Origin of the sequence: Streptomyces sp. NBC_00212, from assembly GCF_045206365.1 — a bacterium.
Classification (GTDB): Bacteria; Actinomycetota; Actinomycetes; order Streptomycetales; family Streptomycetaceae; genus Streptomyces.
Window position 1 is genome coordinate 5926933 of record NZ_CP108115.1, and the last position, 13879, is coordinate 5940811.

16 protein-coding genes are annotated in these 13879 nt (G+C 70.7%); 9 read left to right on the forward strand and 7 right to left on the reverse strand.

Annotation, left to right across the window (positions count from 1 at the left end):
* The first annotated feature begins 525 nt into the window (after positions 1-525).
* Genes recO through OHA17_RS27045 form a run of 3 tightly spaced genes read left to right on the forward strand, consistent with a single transcriptional unit; the run spans position 526 to position 2865 of the window.
* Positions 526-1275 carry a DNA repair protein RecO gene (gene recO / locus OHA17_RS27035; RefSeq protein ID WP_406508727.1) on the forward strand — a complete coding sequence of 250 codons (750 nt, stop codon included), beginning with the start codon at positions 526-528 and terminating at the stop codon, positions 1273-1275.
* 22 nt (positions 1276-1297) lie between these two features.
* Complete coding sequence (locus tag OHA17_RS27040; RefSeq protein WP_406508728.1) at positions 1298-2146, forward strand: isoprenyl transferase; 849 nt, start codon at positions 1298-1300, stop codon at positions 2144-2146.
* A gap of 2 nt (positions 2147-2148) precedes the next feature.
* Positions 2149-2865: a helix-turn-helix transcriptional regulator gene (locus OHA17_RS27045; RefSeq protein WP_406508729.1), complete on the forward strand. Its 717-nt coding sequence runs from the start codon at positions 2149-2151 to the stop codon at positions 2863-2865.
* 300 nt (positions 2866-3165) lie between these two features.
* Here the strand turns inward: OHA17_RS27045 and OHA17_RS27050 are convergent, their stop codons facing one another.
* The 4 genes from OHA17_RS27050 to OHA17_RS27065 are packed head-to-tail and all read right to left on the reverse strand — an operon-like array spanning position 3166 to position 6351.
* Positions 3166-3603: a Fur family transcriptional regulator gene (locus OHA17_RS27050; RefSeq protein ID WP_398871645.1), complete on the reverse strand. Its 438-nt coding sequence runs from the start codon at positions 3601-3603 to the stop codon at positions 3166-3168.
* A gap of 59 nt (positions 3604-3662) precedes the next feature.
* Entirely contained in the window at positions 3663-4565 is a 903-nt protein-coding gene (locus OHA17_RS27055; RefSeq protein ID WP_406510822.1) for a metal ABC transporter permease, read from the reverse strand.
* 5 nt (positions 4566-4570) lie between these two features.
* Complete coding sequence (locus OHA17_RS27060; protein ID WP_398871643.1) at positions 4571-5329, reverse strand: metal ABC transporter ATP-binding protein; 759 nt, start codon at positions 5327-5329, stop codon at positions 4571-4573.
* Between the two features lie 32 nt (positions 5330-5361).
* Positions 5362-6351 carry a metal ABC transporter substrate-binding protein gene (locus OHA17_RS27065; protein ID WP_406508730.1) on the reverse strand — a complete coding sequence of 330 codons (990 nt, stop codon included), beginning with the start codon at positions 6349-6351 and terminating at the stop codon, positions 5362-5364.
* A 178-nt stretch (positions 6352-6529) separates the two neighbouring features.
* Here OHA17_RS27065 and OHA17_RS27070 point away from each other — a divergent pair, with 178 nt between their 5' ends.
* Positions 6530-7912, forward strand: coding sequence for a glycine--tRNA ligase (locus tag OHA17_RS27070; protein ID WP_406508731.1), 1383 nt, complete (start codon positions 6530-6532; stop codon positions 7910-7912).
* Between the two features lie 162 nt (positions 7913-8074).
* On the opposite strand, the gene OHA17_RS27075 is transcribed toward OHA17_RS27070, so the two are convergent.
* The gene (locus OHA17_RS27075) at positions 8075-8506 is read right to left on the reverse strand and encodes a hypothetical protein (RefSeq protein WP_406508732.1); all 432 of its coding nucleotides are present in this window, start codon (positions 8504-8506) and stop codon (positions 8075-8077) included.
* Positions 8507-8683: 177 nt separating this feature from the next.
* On the opposite strand from OHA17_RS27075, the gene OHA17_RS27080 reads away from it, so the two are divergent.
* From OHA17_RS27080 to OHA17_RS27095, 4 genes are all read left to right on the forward strand, one after another.
* A complete protein-coding gene (locus OHA17_RS27080; RefSeq protein ID WP_406508733.1) occupies positions 8684-9931 on the forward strand; it encodes a histidine kinase in 1248 nt (415 codons plus the stop codon).
* On the forward strand, positions 9919-10575 hold the full coding sequence (locus tag OHA17_RS27085; RefSeq protein WP_398871637.1) for a response regulator: 657 nt from the start codon (positions 9919-9921) through the stop codon (positions 10573-10575). The genes OHA17_RS27080 and OHA17_RS27085 overlap by 13 nt, the downstream gene beginning before the upstream one ends.
* Entirely contained in the window at positions 10572-11414 is an 843-nt protein-coding gene (locus tag OHA17_RS27090) for a DUF4097 family beta strand repeat-containing protein (protein ID WP_406508734.1), read from the forward strand. Before OHA17_RS27085 ends, OHA17_RS27090 begins: the two co-directional genes overlap by 4 nt.
* Before the next feature lie 116 nt (positions 11415-11530).
* Positions 11531-11743 (forward strand): hypothetical protein, encoded by a 213-nt coding sequence (locus OHA17_RS27095; protein ID WP_406508735.1) that lies wholly within the window; start codon positions 11531-11533, stop codon positions 11741-11743.
* Positions 11744-11759: 16 nt separating this feature from the next.
* Here the strand turns inward: OHA17_RS27095 and OHA17_RS27100 are convergent, their stop codons facing one another.
* Together OHA17_RS27100 and OHA17_RS27105 are read right to left on the reverse strand one after the other, a co-directional pair.
* Positions 11760-12359, reverse strand: coding sequence for a TetR/AcrR family transcriptional regulator (locus OHA17_RS27100; RefSeq protein ID WP_398871631.1), 600 nt, complete (start codon positions 12357-12359; stop codon positions 11760-11762).
* 101 nt (positions 12360-12460) lie between these two features.
* Complete coding sequence (locus OHA17_RS27105) at positions 12461-13477, reverse strand: aldo/keto reductase (protein WP_406508736.1); 1017 nt, start codon at positions 13475-13477, stop codon at positions 12461-12463.
* A gap of 176 nt (positions 13478-13653) precedes the next feature.
* Between OHA17_RS27105 and OHA17_RS27110 the strand changes: the two genes are divergently transcribed.
* Complete coding sequence (locus OHA17_RS27110) at positions 13654-13842, forward strand: DUF6243 family protein (RefSeq protein ID WP_053727546.1); 189 nt, start codon at positions 13654-13656, stop codon at positions 13840-13842.
* The last annotated feature ends 37 nt before the right edge of the window (positions 13843-13879 follow it).

Genomic DNA, 13879 nt, shown 5'->3' on the forward strand with positions numbered 1-13879 from the left:
ACGCCGTGAACCGGACCATACGCGGGCGCCCGGCGCGCCCGGACCGCTTGAGGGGCAAGGGGAGAGCCCCCCGGGGTGATCCGTGCCACGTCGCCCGGACGGGGGCGGCGCTTCCGGCGCAGACGGCCCGGCCCGTTCGGCGGCGCCCCCGACACCCTTTCACTTGCGGACCCGTGCGTGGCCGGTCGCGCGGTTCCTCGCGTCCCTTGCAGGATCGGTGCGGGCTCCCCTGGTGCGACCCGGCCGCCCCTTCGCCTCTTCGCCTGCGGACCGTGCGTGGTTGCTCGCGCAGTTCCCCGCGCCCCTGGCAGGGTCGGTGCTGGCCCGCACCGGGCATTTCAGCCCGTCCGGCGATTGAGGACGAGCGCCCTTCAGGCGCGAACGGGGTCTGGGGCAGAGCCCCAGGAGCGCCGGCCTGCAGCCGAACGAACTCCCCGGAGGGCCTCGGGAAGGGGCGGGGTGGGGAATCCGCCCAGATCCAGGGCCTCGCGCCGCACCGCTCGCTCCGTGCAGGACAATGGCCGCATGAGTCTGTTCCGTGATGACGGCATCGTGCTGCGCACCCAGAAGCTCGGGGAGGCCGACCGCATCATCACGCTGCTCACCCGCAACCACGGCCGGGTGCGGGCCGTGGCCCGCGGGGTGCGGCGGACCAAGTCCAAGTTCGGGGCGCGGCTCGAACCGTTCAGCCACGTCGACGTGCAGTTCTTCGCGCGCGGCAGCGAACTCGTCGGCCGCGGGCTCCCGCTGTGCACCCAGAGCGAGACCATCGCTCCGTACGGTGGCGGCATCGTCACCGACTACGCCCGGTACACCGCGGGCACCGCCATGCTGGAGACGGCGGAACGGTTCACCGACAACGAGGGCGAGCCGGCCGTGCAGCAGTACCTGCTCCTGGTCGGCGGGCTGCGCACGCTCGCCCGCGGCGAGCACGCCCCGCACCTCATCCTGGACGCCTTCCTGCTGCGCTCGCTCGCCGTCAACGGATACGCCCCGAGTTTCGAGGATTGCGCGAAATGCGGCATCCACGGCCCCAACCGGTTCTTCTCCGTCGCGAGCGGCGGCGTCATATGCGGTGACTGCCGCGTACCCGGCAGCGTCGTACCCTCTGCGGAGGCCATCGGACTGCTCAGCGCGCTGCTCACGGGGGACTGGGAGACGGCGGACGCTAGTGAGCCGAGGCATGTGCGGGAGGGCAGCGGGCTCGTATCGGCCTATCTGCACTGGCACTTGGAGCGCGGCCTGCGCTCCCTGCGGTACGTAGAGAAGAACTGAGCATCTAGGGAGAGAGCTCCACATGGCAGTACGCGGAATCCTGGGCGGGCGGTCGCGGCGCGACTACAAGACCCCCGAGCCGCACCCCTCGGGCGCGGTGCCGCCGAAGATCCCGGCCGAGCTGGTGCCCAGCCACGTCGCCTGCGTCATGGACGGCAACGGCCGCTGGGCCAAGGAGCGCGGCCTGCCCCGCACCGAGGGCCACAAGGTCGGCGAGGGAGTCGTCCTCGACGTGCTCAAGGGCTGCCTGGAGATGGGCGTCAAGAACCTCTCCCTGTACGCCTTCTCGACCGAGAACTGGAAGCGCTCGCCCGAAGAGGTCCGCTTCCTGATGAACTTCAACCGCGACGTCATCCGGCGCCGCCGCGACGAGATGAACGAGCTCGGCATCCGCATCCGCTGGGTCGGCCGCATGCCCAAGATGTGGAAGTCCGTCGTCCAGGAGCTCCAGGTCGCCCAAGAGCAGACCGTCGACAACGACGCCATGACGCTGTACTTCTGCGTCAATTACGGCGGGCGGGCGGAGGTCGCCGATGCCGCGCAGGCCATCGCGCGCGACGTCGCCGCCGGGAAGCTCGACCCGTCGAAGGTGAACGAGAAGACCTTCGCCAAGTACCTGTACTACCCCGACATGCCGGACGTCGACCTGTTCCTGCGGCCCAGCGGCGAGCAGCGCACCTCCAACTACCTGATCTGGCAGTCCAGTTACGCCGAGATGGTGTTCCAGGACGTGCTGTGGCCCGACTTCGACCGGCGCGACCTGTGGCGGGCCTGCCTGGAGTTCGCCTCCCGCGACCGCCGCTTCGGCGGCGCCATCCCCAACGAGGCGCTGGCCGCGCTCGACAAGAGCGGCGACCTGCCCCGGCAGTGACGGTGAACCGTACGGAACGGCTGTACGCCCTGGTCGAAGAGCTCCGCGCGATCGCGCCCCGGCCGCGCACGGTCGGCTGGCTCGCGACGCGCTTCGAGGTGTCGGGCCGCACCGTGCAGCGCGACCTCCAGGCGCTGATGGAGTCGGGGGTGCCGGTGCGCTGCGAGGCGGGACGGCGCGGCGGCTGGTTCATCGACCCCGGGATGACCCTGCCGCCGGTCAACCTCACCAGCGAGGAGGCCCTCGCGGTGGCCGCGGCGCTGGCCGGGGCGGAGTCCTCGACGCCGTTCTCCTCGGGCGCGCGGGGCGCCATGCGCAAGCTGGCGGCGGCGCTGTCCGCGGACGCGGCGTCCTCGGTACGCGATCTGGCCTCGCGCATCCACGTGCTGCCGGGCCGGACCTCGGCGGGGGTGCTGCGGACGGTCGAACTCGCCGTTCTGGAGCGGAAGTTGCTGCGGATTCGCTACGCGGATGCGGCGGGGTGCGAGTCGTCCCGGCTGGTCGAGCCGGGCGGGCTGTTGTGCGCGGAAGGGGGTTGGTACCTGGTGGCCTGGTGCCGTCTTCGGGGGGCCGGCCGCGGGTTCCGTCTCGACCGGATCCGGGCGGCGGAGCCTCTCGATGAGAGGTGCGAGCCTCGGCCGTTGTCCATGCTGGACGAGGGGCTCGCGGGGCGGGTGGGAAGCCCGGTGTCGCTGAGCTCGCTGGCGGCGGAGGGCTAACGGCTGTGGCTTTCCCCACCCCGCCCCTTCCCGCTGTGACACTCTGCGGCTCCGCCGCGTGGCCTCCGGGGGTGAAGGCCCCTGGGGCTCCGCCCCAGACCCCGTTCGCGCCTTAAGGGCGCTCGTCCTCAATCGCCGGACGGGCTAAAGATGCCGATGCTGGCCAGGACCAACCCAGCCAGGGGCGCGGGGAACTGCGCGAACAGGCGCCCGCGGCCCGCAGTCGAACGGCCAGCGCCCAGGGGGCTCGGGGCGGAGCCCCCTGGAGGACCGCCCCGAGGGGGTGGAGGGGGAGGCCGCCTACGAGTTCCCCGGGTTGGCGCACGGTGCGCACGTGCCGAAGATTTCCACCGTGTGGGCCACGTTCACATAGCCGTGCGCCGACGCGATCGACTCCGCCCACTTCTCGACCGCGGGCCCCTCCACCTCCACGGCCTTGCCGCACACCCGGCACACCAGGTGATGGTGGTGGTCCCCGGAGGAGCAGCGCCGGTACACCGACTCCCCGTCGCTGGTGCGCAGCACGTCCACCTCGCCCGCGTCCGCGAGGGACTGCAGCGTGCGGTAGACGGTGGTCAGGCCCACCGAGTCACCCCGGTGTTTGAGCATGTCGTGCAATTCCTGCGCGCTGCGGAACTCGTCCACCTCGTCAAGGGCAGCCGCCACCGCGGCACGCTGCCGGGTCGACCGGCCTCGTACGGGGGCGGTATTCGACCCGCCGAGTGGCGCTGTCGTCACAGGTGCCTCCAAGCCTTGACCCGTACAAACTCTCCTTGGGCCATTGTGCCAGCTCCCGCTCAGGCCGTGACCTCGCCGGCCTGAGGCTTTGCCGGGGCGGGCACGTCCAGCCCGCACTCGCCCTCGGCCGGCACGGCCGCCGCGGCCCGGGCCCGCCGCTTGGCGAGTGGCGTCGCGAGACCCGTCAGGACGATGAAGATCGCGATCGTGAACAGGACGATCACCGCGCCCGGCGGTACGTCCTCGTAGTACGTGACCACCGTTCCGCTCAGCGTCACCGTCACCCCGATCGCCACCGCGATCGCGAAGGTCAGGGCGAAGCTGCGGGACAGCTGTTGCGCGGCCGCGACCGGCACCACCATCAGGGCGGAGACCAGGAGCAGGCCCACCACGCGCATGGCCACGGTCACCGTGACCGCCGCCGTCACCGCCGTCAGGAGGTTCAGGGCGCGCACCGGCAGACCCGTCACACGTGCGAACTCCTCGTCCTGGCTGACCGCGAAGAGCTGGCGGCGCAGGCCGACCGTCACCGCGAGGACGAACGCTGCCAGGAGGCCGATCGCCCACACGTCCGACTGCGAGACCGTCGACAGCGAGCCGAAGAGGTAGGAGTTCAGGTTGGCCGTCGAGCCGCCCGGCGCGAGGTTGATGAAGAGCACGCCGCCCGCCATGCCGCCGTAGAACAGCATCGCGAGCGCGATGTCGCCGCGCGTCTTGCCGTACCAGCGGATCAGTTCCATCGTGACCGCGCCGAGGACCGAGACGAGCGTCGCCATCCACACCGGCGAGGTGGAGAGGAGGAAGCCGAGGCCGACGCCGGTCATCGCGACGTGGCCGATGCCGTCGCCCATCAGCGCCTGGCGGCGCTGGACCAGGTAGATCCCGACGGCGGGCGCGGTGATCCCGACGAGTGCCGCGGCGATCAACGCCCGTTGCATGAACGGGGAGTTCAGGAGTTCCATCATGGTCAGCTCAGCAGTCCCGTGCGTACCGGCTCGGCGGCCGTGTGCGGATGTACGTGGTCGTGGCCGGGCAGCGCGTGCTGGCCGACGGCCCTCGGCGGCGGGCCGTCGTGCACGACGCACCCGTCGCGCAGCACCACCGCCCGGTCGATCAACGGCTCAAGGGGCCCGAGCTCGTGCAGGACGAGGAGGACCGAGGCGCCGGCGGCCACCTGTTCGCGCAGGGTCGCTGCCAGGATCTCCTGGCTCTCCATGTCGACGCCCGCCATCGGCTCGTCCATGATCAGGAGTTCCGGGTCGGCCGCCAGGGCCCGGGCTATGAGCACGCGCTGGTGCTGGCCGCCGGAGAGGGCGTCCACGGAGTCCTTCGCCCGGTCGGCGAGGCCCACCGCCGCGATCGCCCGGTCGACGGCCTCGCGGTCGGCCCTGCGCAGGATCCCGAAGCGGGTGCGGGACAGCCGGCCCGAGGAGACGACCTCGCGGATCGTGGCGGGCACCCCGCCCGCGGCGGTCGTGCGCTGCGGCACGTAACCGACCCGCCCCCAGGCGCGGAAGCGCCGGCGGGGGGTGCCGAAGATCTCGACCGAGCCGCCGCTGAGCGGCACCTGCCCGATGATCGTCCGGATCGCGGTGGACTTGCCCGAGCCGTTCGCGCCGAGCAGCGCGACGACCTCGCCGCGGTGCACGGCCAGGTCGATGCCGCGCAGGACGGGGCGCGAGCCCAGCTCGGCCGTCACCTTGGTGAGCGATATGACGGGCTCCATGGCAGGTGCCTCCAAAGCGGGTGGACGGATGGTCACTTGGTGCCGAGCGCCGTCGTCAGGGCGGTCAGGTTGGACCGCATCACCGAGAAGTAGTCGGTGCCCTTCGACTTGTCGGTGATGCCCTCAAGAGGGGCGAGTACATCAGTCTTGAGCGAGGCGTCCGACGCCAGGGTCTTGGCGGTCTTGTCGCTGACCAGCGTCTCGTAGAAGACGGTCGTGACCCCGTCGGCCTTCGCCATCTTCTGGAGGTCCTTGATCCGGGCCGGGCTCGGCTCGGAGTCCGGGTCGAGGCCGTTGATGGCCTCCTCGGTCAGCCCGTAGCGCTCCGCGAGGTAGCCGAAGGCGGCATGGGTGGTGATGAAGACCTTCGCCTTGGTGTTCTTCAGCGCGGCCGCGTACTCCTTGTCGAGGCCGCCGAGCTTCGTCACCAGGGTGTCGGTGTTCTTCCGGTAGTCGGCCGCGTGGGCCGGGTCGGCCTTCGCCAGGGCCGCGCCGACGCCCTTGGCGACCTCGGCGTACTTCACCGGGTCCAGCCAGATGTGCGGGTCGTCGCCGCTCTCGGAGTGGCTGTGGCCGTGGTCGGCGTGGTCCTCCTCGCCGGCCGCGTGGTCGTGCGCGGCGGCGTGCCCGCCCACCTCGTTGCCGTGCTTCTCCATCGAGGTGAGCGTCGAGGCGTCGACCTTGGTCTTGACCTCGGCCTGCTTGACGGCCGCGTCCACGGCGGGCTGGAGGCCCTTGAGATAGACGACCGCGTCGGCGTCGTTGAGCTTCGCGGTCTGCTTGGCGCTGATCTCCAGGTCGTGCGGCTCCACGCCCGGCTTCGTCAGGCTGGAGACCGAGACGTGGTCGCCGCCTATCTGCTCGGTCAGGAACTGCAACGGGTAGAACGACGCCACCACGTCCAGCTTGCCGTCCTTCCGGTCCACCGCGGCCGAGCCCGATCCGCAGGCGGCGAGGGCCGTGAGACCGAGGAGGGCGGCGCAGGACAGGGCGGCCGTGGGTATGAGGCGTCGTACGTTCATGACATCCATTTTCAACAAAGATGGAAACGGTTGTCAATAATCGGGACCGTCAGCTCTCCGCGAGGGGCCGTGTGCGGGCCCCGCGCGGTAACCGATTTGATAGAGGGGGTGCGGCCGCCGCTAATCTGGGGCATTCGCTGTTCCCCCGTTCGTCGTCGTCGTTAATGAAGAGAGCACCGTGGCCGCCGACAAGATCGACACCATCGTCAACCTGAGCAAGCGCCGTGGCTTCGTCTACCCGTGCAGCGAGATCTACGGAGGCCAGAAGGCCGCCTGGGACTACGGGCCGCTGGGTGTCGAGCTGAAGGAGAACCTGAAGCGCCAGTGGTGGCGCTACATGGTCACCTCGCGCGAGGACGTCGTCGGCATCGACTCGTCGGTGATCCTGGCCTCCGAGGTCTGGGAGGCCTCCGGTCACGTCGCGACCTTCACCGACCCGCTCACCGAGTGCACCTCCTGCCACAAGCGCTTCCGCGCGGACCACCTCGAAGAGGCCTACGAGGAGAAGCACGGCGAGGCCCCCGCGAACGGCCTCGCCGACCTCAACTGCCCCAACTGCGGCAACAAGGGCACCTTCACCGAGCCCAAGAGCTTCTCGGGCCTGCTCTCCACCCACCTCGGCCCGACCCAGGACACCGGCTCGGTCGCCTACCTGCGCCCCGAGACCGCCCAGGGCATCTTCACCAACTTCGGCCAGGTCCAGCAGACTTCCCGCAAGAAGCCGCCGTTCGGCATCGCGCAGATGGGCAAGTCCTTCCGCAACGAGATCACGCCGGGCAACTTCATCTTCCGCACCCGCGAGTTCGAGCAGATGGAGATGGAGTTCTTCGTCAAGCCCGGCGAGGACGAGCAGTGGCAGGAATACTGGATGGAGCAGCGCTGGAACTGGTACACCGGCCTCGGCATGCGTGAAGAGAACATGCGCTGGTTCGAGCACCCCGCCGAGAAGCTCTCGCACTACTCCAAGCGCACCGCGGACATCGAGTACCGCTTCAGCTTCGGCGGCAGCGAGTGGGGCGAGCTGGAGGGTGTCGCCAACCGCACCGACTACGACCTCACCGCGCACTCCAAGGCCTCCGGCCACGACCTCTCCTACTTCGACCAGGAGGCCGGCGAGCGCTGGACGCCGTACGTCATCGAGCCCGCGGCCGGCGTCGGCCGCGCGATGCTGGCGTTCCTGCTCGACGCGTACAGCGAGGACGAGGCGCCCAACGCCAAGGGCGTCATGGAGAAGCGCGCCGTGATGCGCCTCGACCCGCGCCTGGCGCCCGTCAAGGTCGCCGTCCTGCCGCTGTCCCGCAACCCGCAGCTCTCCCCGAAGGCCAAGGGCCTCGCGGCGGACCTGCGGCAGAACTGGAACATCGAGTTCGACGACGCGGGCGCCATCGGCCGCCGCTACCGTCGCCAGGACGAGATCGGCACCCCGTTCTGCGTGACCGTCGACTTCGACACCCTCGACGACAACGCGGTGACCGTGCGCGAGCGGGACACCATGGCCCAGGAGCGGGTCTCCCTGGACCAGATCCAGCAGTACCTCGGCAGCAGGCTGCTGGGCTGCTAAACGGGGATCACCTCTGGGGGCGCTGCCCCCAGACCCCCGTTTTTGTTCGTCCGCGGGTGCGCTGTGGCTGGTCGCGCAGTTCCCCGCGCCCCTATAGGGCGCTGTGAAGCCCCGGGTTCCTTGGCTAGGAATCCGGGGCTTTCGCCTTGCCCAGTACGGGAGTTACGGCTTGCGCAGCGCCACCACCCCGCACGCCACCGCCATCGGCAGTTCCGCCGCCAGCGCCAGGGTCAGGGCGGTCGGCAGGTCGCCCGCGGCCGCCGTCGTCACGTCGAACCACGCGTCCATCACCAGGAGCGCCGCCGTCGCCGCGGCGAGCTGGCACGCTCGGGGGTCCTGTCGCTTCAGCAGGACTCCCGTGCCGGTCAGGCCCGCCGCCAGCAGGGCGTCCAGGCCGATCCACGCCGTCGACCAGTTGGAGACCTCCGTGGTCTGCGGCAGCGTCTTGGCGAGCACCACCATCCACGGCACCAGCGCTATCCCGGCCCCGGTCAGGACGGTCGCCAGGCGCGGCCGGCGGCGCAGGACTCCCGAAGTGCCCACGACGGTACGGGGCTTACGGCTCGTACGGATCTGGGGGGCGACGAGGGTCATGGCGGCGGGCTCCTTCCGGCCCGGCGGTCCCTCCGCCCGAGCACAGCAACAAGACTCGCGTCCGGGGCCGCTCCGGTCAGTAACGCGGCTGTCCGAACCGGGGGTGGTGCTGGCTACACCCCCGACCGGGCAGCAGCGTGATGGCAGGCCCGTGACCAGCCCAACTACGCTGTGTCCATGGCAACTCCCGGCCCGCTGCGGCGCGCGTACGACTGGACAGCCGCGCACGCGCCGTGGTCGGCGTGGGCCTGGCGCAACACCGCCCTCGTGGTCGCGTCCGTACCGGTCGCGGTGCCCGCGGCGCTCGCCCTCGCGTACACGTTCTCCAACCCCGGGCACATCCTCAAAACGCTGGGGTTCGTGCTGCTGCTCTGCCCGCTGCTCACCCGGCTCCAGCGCAGCCGCTTCTGGTCACTGACCGGCCTCGACATCCCGAAGATCCAGTGGGCCCGCCCCTGGTACCGCTGGGGCGGACTCATCCCGCGGCTGCGCGCCGAATCGACCTGGCGGCAGTACGGCTACCACCTGCTCGTCTCCCCGCTCGCCGGGATCGGCGGCGTCCTGGTCGTGCTCGGCTGGGCCGCGGGGGCCGCCTGCACCTTCGTCTACGCCTGGGTGTGGGCGCTGCCCGTCGACGACCGGCCCGCGGGCTGGACCGAGGCCTATGTCGCCTTCACCGTCCTCGGCGTCCTGCTGCTCATCGCCATGCCCTGGTTCGCGGCCCTCGTCGCCGCGCTCGACAGCCGCGCGGCGACCGTCCTGCTCGGCCCCAACCGGGCCAAGGAACTGGAACGCCGCGTCGAGGACCTCGCCGAGAGCCGGGCCGGCATCCTGGACGCCGCCGACCTGGAGCGCCGCCGCATCGAACGCGACCTGCACGACGGCGCCCAGCAGCGCCTCGTCTCCCTCGCCATGAACCTCGGCATCGCCCGCGCCACCCTCACCGACCTGCCGCCCGAAGCCCGGGCCGTCATCGACGAGGCCCACCGCGAGGCGAAGGAAGCCATCGAGGAACTCAGCAATCTCGTACGGGGCCTGCACCCGGCCGTCCTCGAAGACCGCGGCCTGGACGCCGCGATCTCCGGCATCGCCGCCCGCGCCCCCTTCCCCGTCGAACTCACCGTGGACCTCGCCGAACGCCCCTCGCCCACGGTCGAGGCCGTCGCCTACTTCGTCGTCTCCGAAACCCTCGCCAACGTCGCCAAGCACGCCCGGGCGACCCGCTGTTCCGTCCAGGTCCGCCGCCGCGCCCAGCGCCTGACGATCACCGTCAGCGACAACGGCGTGGGCGGCGCCGACCCGGCGGGCGGCACCGGCCTCCTCGGCCTGCGCAAGCGCGTAGGGTCGGTCGACGGAACCATCAGGATCAACAGCCCCCACGGGGGCCCGACCGTCATCACTGTGGAGCTGCCGTGCGGGCTGTGATCGCCGAGGATTCGGTGCTGTTGCGGATAGGACTCGTCAAGGTCCTGGAAATGGCCGGATTCGAGGTCGCCGCCGAGGCCGGAGACGCCGAGGGCCTGCTGCGGGCCGTCGAGGAACACCGGCCGAAACTGGCACTCGTCGACGTCCGGATGCCACCCGGCTTCACCGACGAGGGCGTACGGGCCGCCCTGATGATCCGGCAACAGTGGCCGGACACCGCCGTGTTGCTGCTCTCGCAGTACGTCGAGGAGCGGTACGCCGCCGACCTCCTCGCCACCCAGACCGGCGGCATCGGCTACCTCCTCAAGCAGCGGGTCGCCGACGTCGAGGAGTTCGTCGACGCCCTCAAGCGCGTCGCGGCCGGCGGCACCGCGCTCGACCCGCAGGTCGTCGCCCAGCTCCTGCTGCGCCGCGGCGGCGGGCCCGACCCGCTGGAACGGCTCACCCCGCGCGAACGCGACGTCCTCGCGCTCATGGCGGAAGGCCGCTCCAACGCGGGCATCGCCGCCGAACTCGTCGTCAGCGAAAGCGCGGTGGCCAAGCACATCAACAACATCTTCGCCAAGCTCGACCTGCCCGTCGCCGACGGCGACCACCGCCGGGTCCTCGCGGTCCTGCGGTTCCTGGACGGCGGACCGGCGTGAGCGCCACCGAGCAGCGCGAGGCACCGAAGGCGGCGGAGGCCGCGGGGGAGCGCCCCCGCCACCGCACCGCGTGGATCATCGTCGCGATCATCGGCGCCCTGGGCATCGTGGCCCCGTTCACCTTCTCGCTCGTGGCCGACGCCATCAGTAAGACCGATGCGTACGCGAGCCCCGACAACGGCCGCCCCCATGCCGTCTCGGCCGTCGAAGTGGACTCCGGGGCGGCCCAGATCTCCGTCTCGACCGGCGCCGCCGGGCAGGTGACGATGAGCGGCAAGCTCACCTGGTCGATGAAACGGCCCGTCATCGAGCGGACCTGGGACGGCGACACCCTCAAGGTGCACACCCGCTGTGACGGCTTCGTGGACGAGTTCGTCCAGAACTGCCAGGTCGACCTCAAGCTGACCGTCCCCGCAGGTGTCCGCCTCAAGGTGAAGAGCGGCTCCGGCCCGATCAAGGTCAGCAATCTGACGGGCCCCGTCGACCTCCAGGGCGGCTCCGGCAGCATGAAGCTGTACGGGCTCAAGGGCGCGGTCCGGGCCAAGGTCGGCTCCGGTGAGATCCAGGCGTCCCAACTCTCCTCGTCCGAGGCCGACTTGGACTCCGGCTCCGGGAGCGTGGACGCCGAATTCGTCGCCGCGCCGCAGCGGGTCAAGGCCACCACCGGATCGGGCAGCGTCTCGGTCACCGTGCCGGAGGGTGCCGGCTACCTGGTCAAGGGAAAGTCGGGATCGGGCGGCCGTAGCATCCAGCAGGAGCTGATCGACAACAACTCCGACCGGGTCCTCGATGTCTCCAGCGGCTCCGGATCGGCCACAGTCGGCTACCCGGGCTCCTGATCTTGGGGGCCTCGCGCAGCCTCCAATTCACCGTGGGAATCCTGCTGTTGATGTTGCCGGTGGGGCACACTGGGCCCGCCGCCACACACCGCGAAGCGAAGGCCAGGGAGCCACGGATGCCGTCCACGACGACCAGCACGGTCAGCAGATGGGACCAGCACGGCAGACGCCACGTCGTACGGGTCGAGCGGGCCGGCGTGCAACGCTCGCTGACCTGTGAGACCTGCGGCTGGCGCAAGGGCGCCCAGTTCCTGCCCTGGCTCAAGGCGGAGGAACACCTGACCGCGGCCCACCAGGCAACCGTCGACCCAACGGCGTCGACGGGCTGAGCCGCTCGCGGAGCGCTCAGCGTTTCTTCAGCCCCTGCAACAGCAGATCCACCACGGCCCCGAAATCGTCCACGATGGACCGGCGCGACCACTCCGCCGCGTACACCGGGTCGTGGAAGCGGCCCGTCGCGTCGAAGACGGCCCGTGCCGAGACGGCCGGCGACTCGTACGGAATCGTGAACTCGCCCCGCTCCAGGCCGAATTGGATGATCGTGGTGAGCTGGCCCACCAGCTCCGCGATGTGCTCCTCCACGACGCTGCTGTTCTCCCGGAGCAGCACCTCGTACGTCTGGAACAGCTCCGGGTCGTCGCCCGCCTTGTGCATCTTGGCCTGGAACAGCTCGCTCAGCCAGAGCCGGAGCACGACGCCCGACTCCAGGTCCTGGCGGGCCGCGATCTCCCGCAACAGGTCCGTCGAACGGTTCAGCCACCGCTCGGTGACCGCCTCGCGCAACGCGGCCTTCGTACGGAAATGGCGGTACACACTGCCGTGGCTCACCCCGAGCTGGCGCGCCACGTCGACGACCGTCGCCTTCGCCGGGCCGTACCGGCGCAGCACCTCCTCGGTCGCGACGAGGATGCGCTCGGCGGTCAGTGGTTCCGTACTCATGGCCATGACGTTACCTGCCGCTCGGAACGGCCCGGCCGGCCTGTGGACAACCCTGGTCACGGACTTGTCCACAGGCCACGGGCACGGGCAGGGGGCGTGGCGCGGGCTCAGTGCTCGCTGTCCAGGTGGGCCATCTGAGCCTGGGGGTAGCGGTCGCCCGCGGCCGCGTCGACCGGGATCGCCGCCTCGATCGCGGCGAGGTCGGCCGCGGTCAGGTCCACGTCCAGCGCGCCGAGCGCCTCGGCCAGCCGGTCCCGGCGGCGGGCGCCGACCAGCGGCACGATGTCCACGTCGTGCCGCGGGCCCTGCGCGAGGACCCAGGCGATGGCGGTCTGCGCGACCGAGACGCCCTTCTGCTCGGCGATCTTCCGCAGCGCCTCGACGAGGTCCAGGTTGTGCTGGAGGTTCTCGCCCTGGAAGCGCGGGCTCATGCCGCGGAAGTCGCCCGCCGACAGCTGCCGGTCGCGCGAGAAGTGCCCGCTGATCAGGCCGCGCGAGAGCACCCCGTACGCGGTGACGCCGATGCCCAGCTCGCTTGCGGTCGGCAGGATCTCGTCCTCGATGCCGCGCGAGATCAGCGAGTACTCGATCTGGAGGTCGGAGATCGGGGCCACGGCGGCGGCCCGGCGCAGGGTGGCCGCGCCGACCTCGGAAAGCCCGATGTGCCGTACATGCCCGGCCTGCACCAGCTCGGCGATGGCGCCGACGGTCTCCTCGATCGGCACGTTCTCGTCGACCCGGGCGATCCGGTAGATGTCGATGTGGTCGACGCCGAGGCGCTGCAGCGAGTAGGCGGCGAAGGTCTTGACCGCGGCGGGCCGCCCGTCGTACCCGAACCAGGCGCCGTCCGGGTCGCGGAGCGCGCCGAACTTCACGCTGGTCAGGGCCTGCTCGCGGGCCGCGGCGGGGGCGGAACGCAGCGCCTCGCCGATCAGCATCTCGTTGTGGCCCATGGCGTAGAAGTCGCCGGTGTCGAGAAGCGTGACGCCGGCGTCGAGCGCGGCATGGATGGTGGCGATCGACTCGCCCCGGTCGGCTTCGCCGTACAGCGCCGACATGCCCATGCAGCCGAGGCCGAGCGCGGAGGTGCGGGGGCCGCTGGTGCCGAGGGTGCGGGTTCGCATGAGGGGACTCCTTGGTGGTGGGGGTGTGCGTCCACGATGACATGACAGCTGACAGATTTCAATATCTGTCAGCTGTCATGTGTTGGTCGTCATCTGTGATCCGGTCCCCGGCGCCCCGGCCCTCCACGCCAATAACTGGTACGGCTCACCCTCAGGACCCGGGTACCGTCGCCCTCATGGCTAAGAGTCGTAACAACCTGCTCGGTGTCGGTGGACAGCGGAAGAAGGTGTCCCGCAACGGAGACCAGGGCTCCGTCCAAGGGAGCGCGGCCGACCGGAAGGCGGCCGTGGACAAGAAGGAGGAGCTGCTGCGCAAGATGCGCGAGCGCGCCAACCCCGCGACGACGGAGTCGAGCGAGAGCTGATCCGAGGAGTCCGGGGCATCCGGAACATCGGTACGGC

Bases quoted from the DNA above. Each gene is read 5' to 3' on its own strand.
- OHA17_RS27110 (WP_053727546.1), top strand. From the start codon at position 13,654: ATGGCTAAGAGTCGTAACAACCTGCTCGGTGTCGGTGGACAGCGGAAG.
- OHA17_RS27100 (WP_398871631.1), bottom strand. From the start codon at position 12,359: ATGGCCATGAGTACGGAACCACTGACCGCCGAGCGCATCCTCGTCGCG.
- OHA17_RS27095 (WP_406508735.1), top strand. From the start codon at position 11,531: ATGCCGTCCACGACGACCAGCACGGTCAGCAGATGGGACCAGCACGGC.
- OHA17_RS27065 (WP_406508730.1), bottom strand. From the start codon at position 6,351: ATGAACGTACGACGCCTCATACCCACGGCCGCCCTGTCCTGCGCCGCC.
- OHA17_RS27040 (WP_406508728.1), top strand. From the start codon at position 1,298: ATGGCAGTACGCGGAATCCTGGGCGGGCGGTCGCGGCGCGACTACAAG.
- OHA17_RS27105 (WP_406508736.1), bottom strand. From the start codon at position 13,477: ATGCGAACCCGCACCCTCGGCACCAGCGGCCCCCGCACCTCCGCGCTC.
- OHA17_RS27060 (WP_398871643.1), bottom strand. From the start codon at position 5,329: ATGGAGCCCGTCATATCGCTCACCAAGGTGACGGCCGAGCTGGGCTCG.
- OHA17_RS27080 (WP_406508733.1), top strand. From the start codon at position 8,684: ATGGCAACTCCCGGCCCGCTGCGGCGCGCGTACGACTGGACAGCCGCG.
- OHA17_RS27075 (WP_406508732.1), bottom strand. From the start codon at position 8,506: ATGACCCTCGTCGCCCCCCAGATCCGTACGAGCCGTAAGCCCCGTACC.
- OHA17_RS27055 (WP_406510822.1), bottom strand. From the start codon at position 4,565: ATGGAACTCCTGAACTCCCCGTTCATGCAACGGGCGTTGATCGCCGCG.
- recO (WP_406508727.1), top strand. From the start codon at position 526: ATGAGTCTGTTCCGTGATGACGGCATCGTGCTGCGCACCCAGAAGCTC.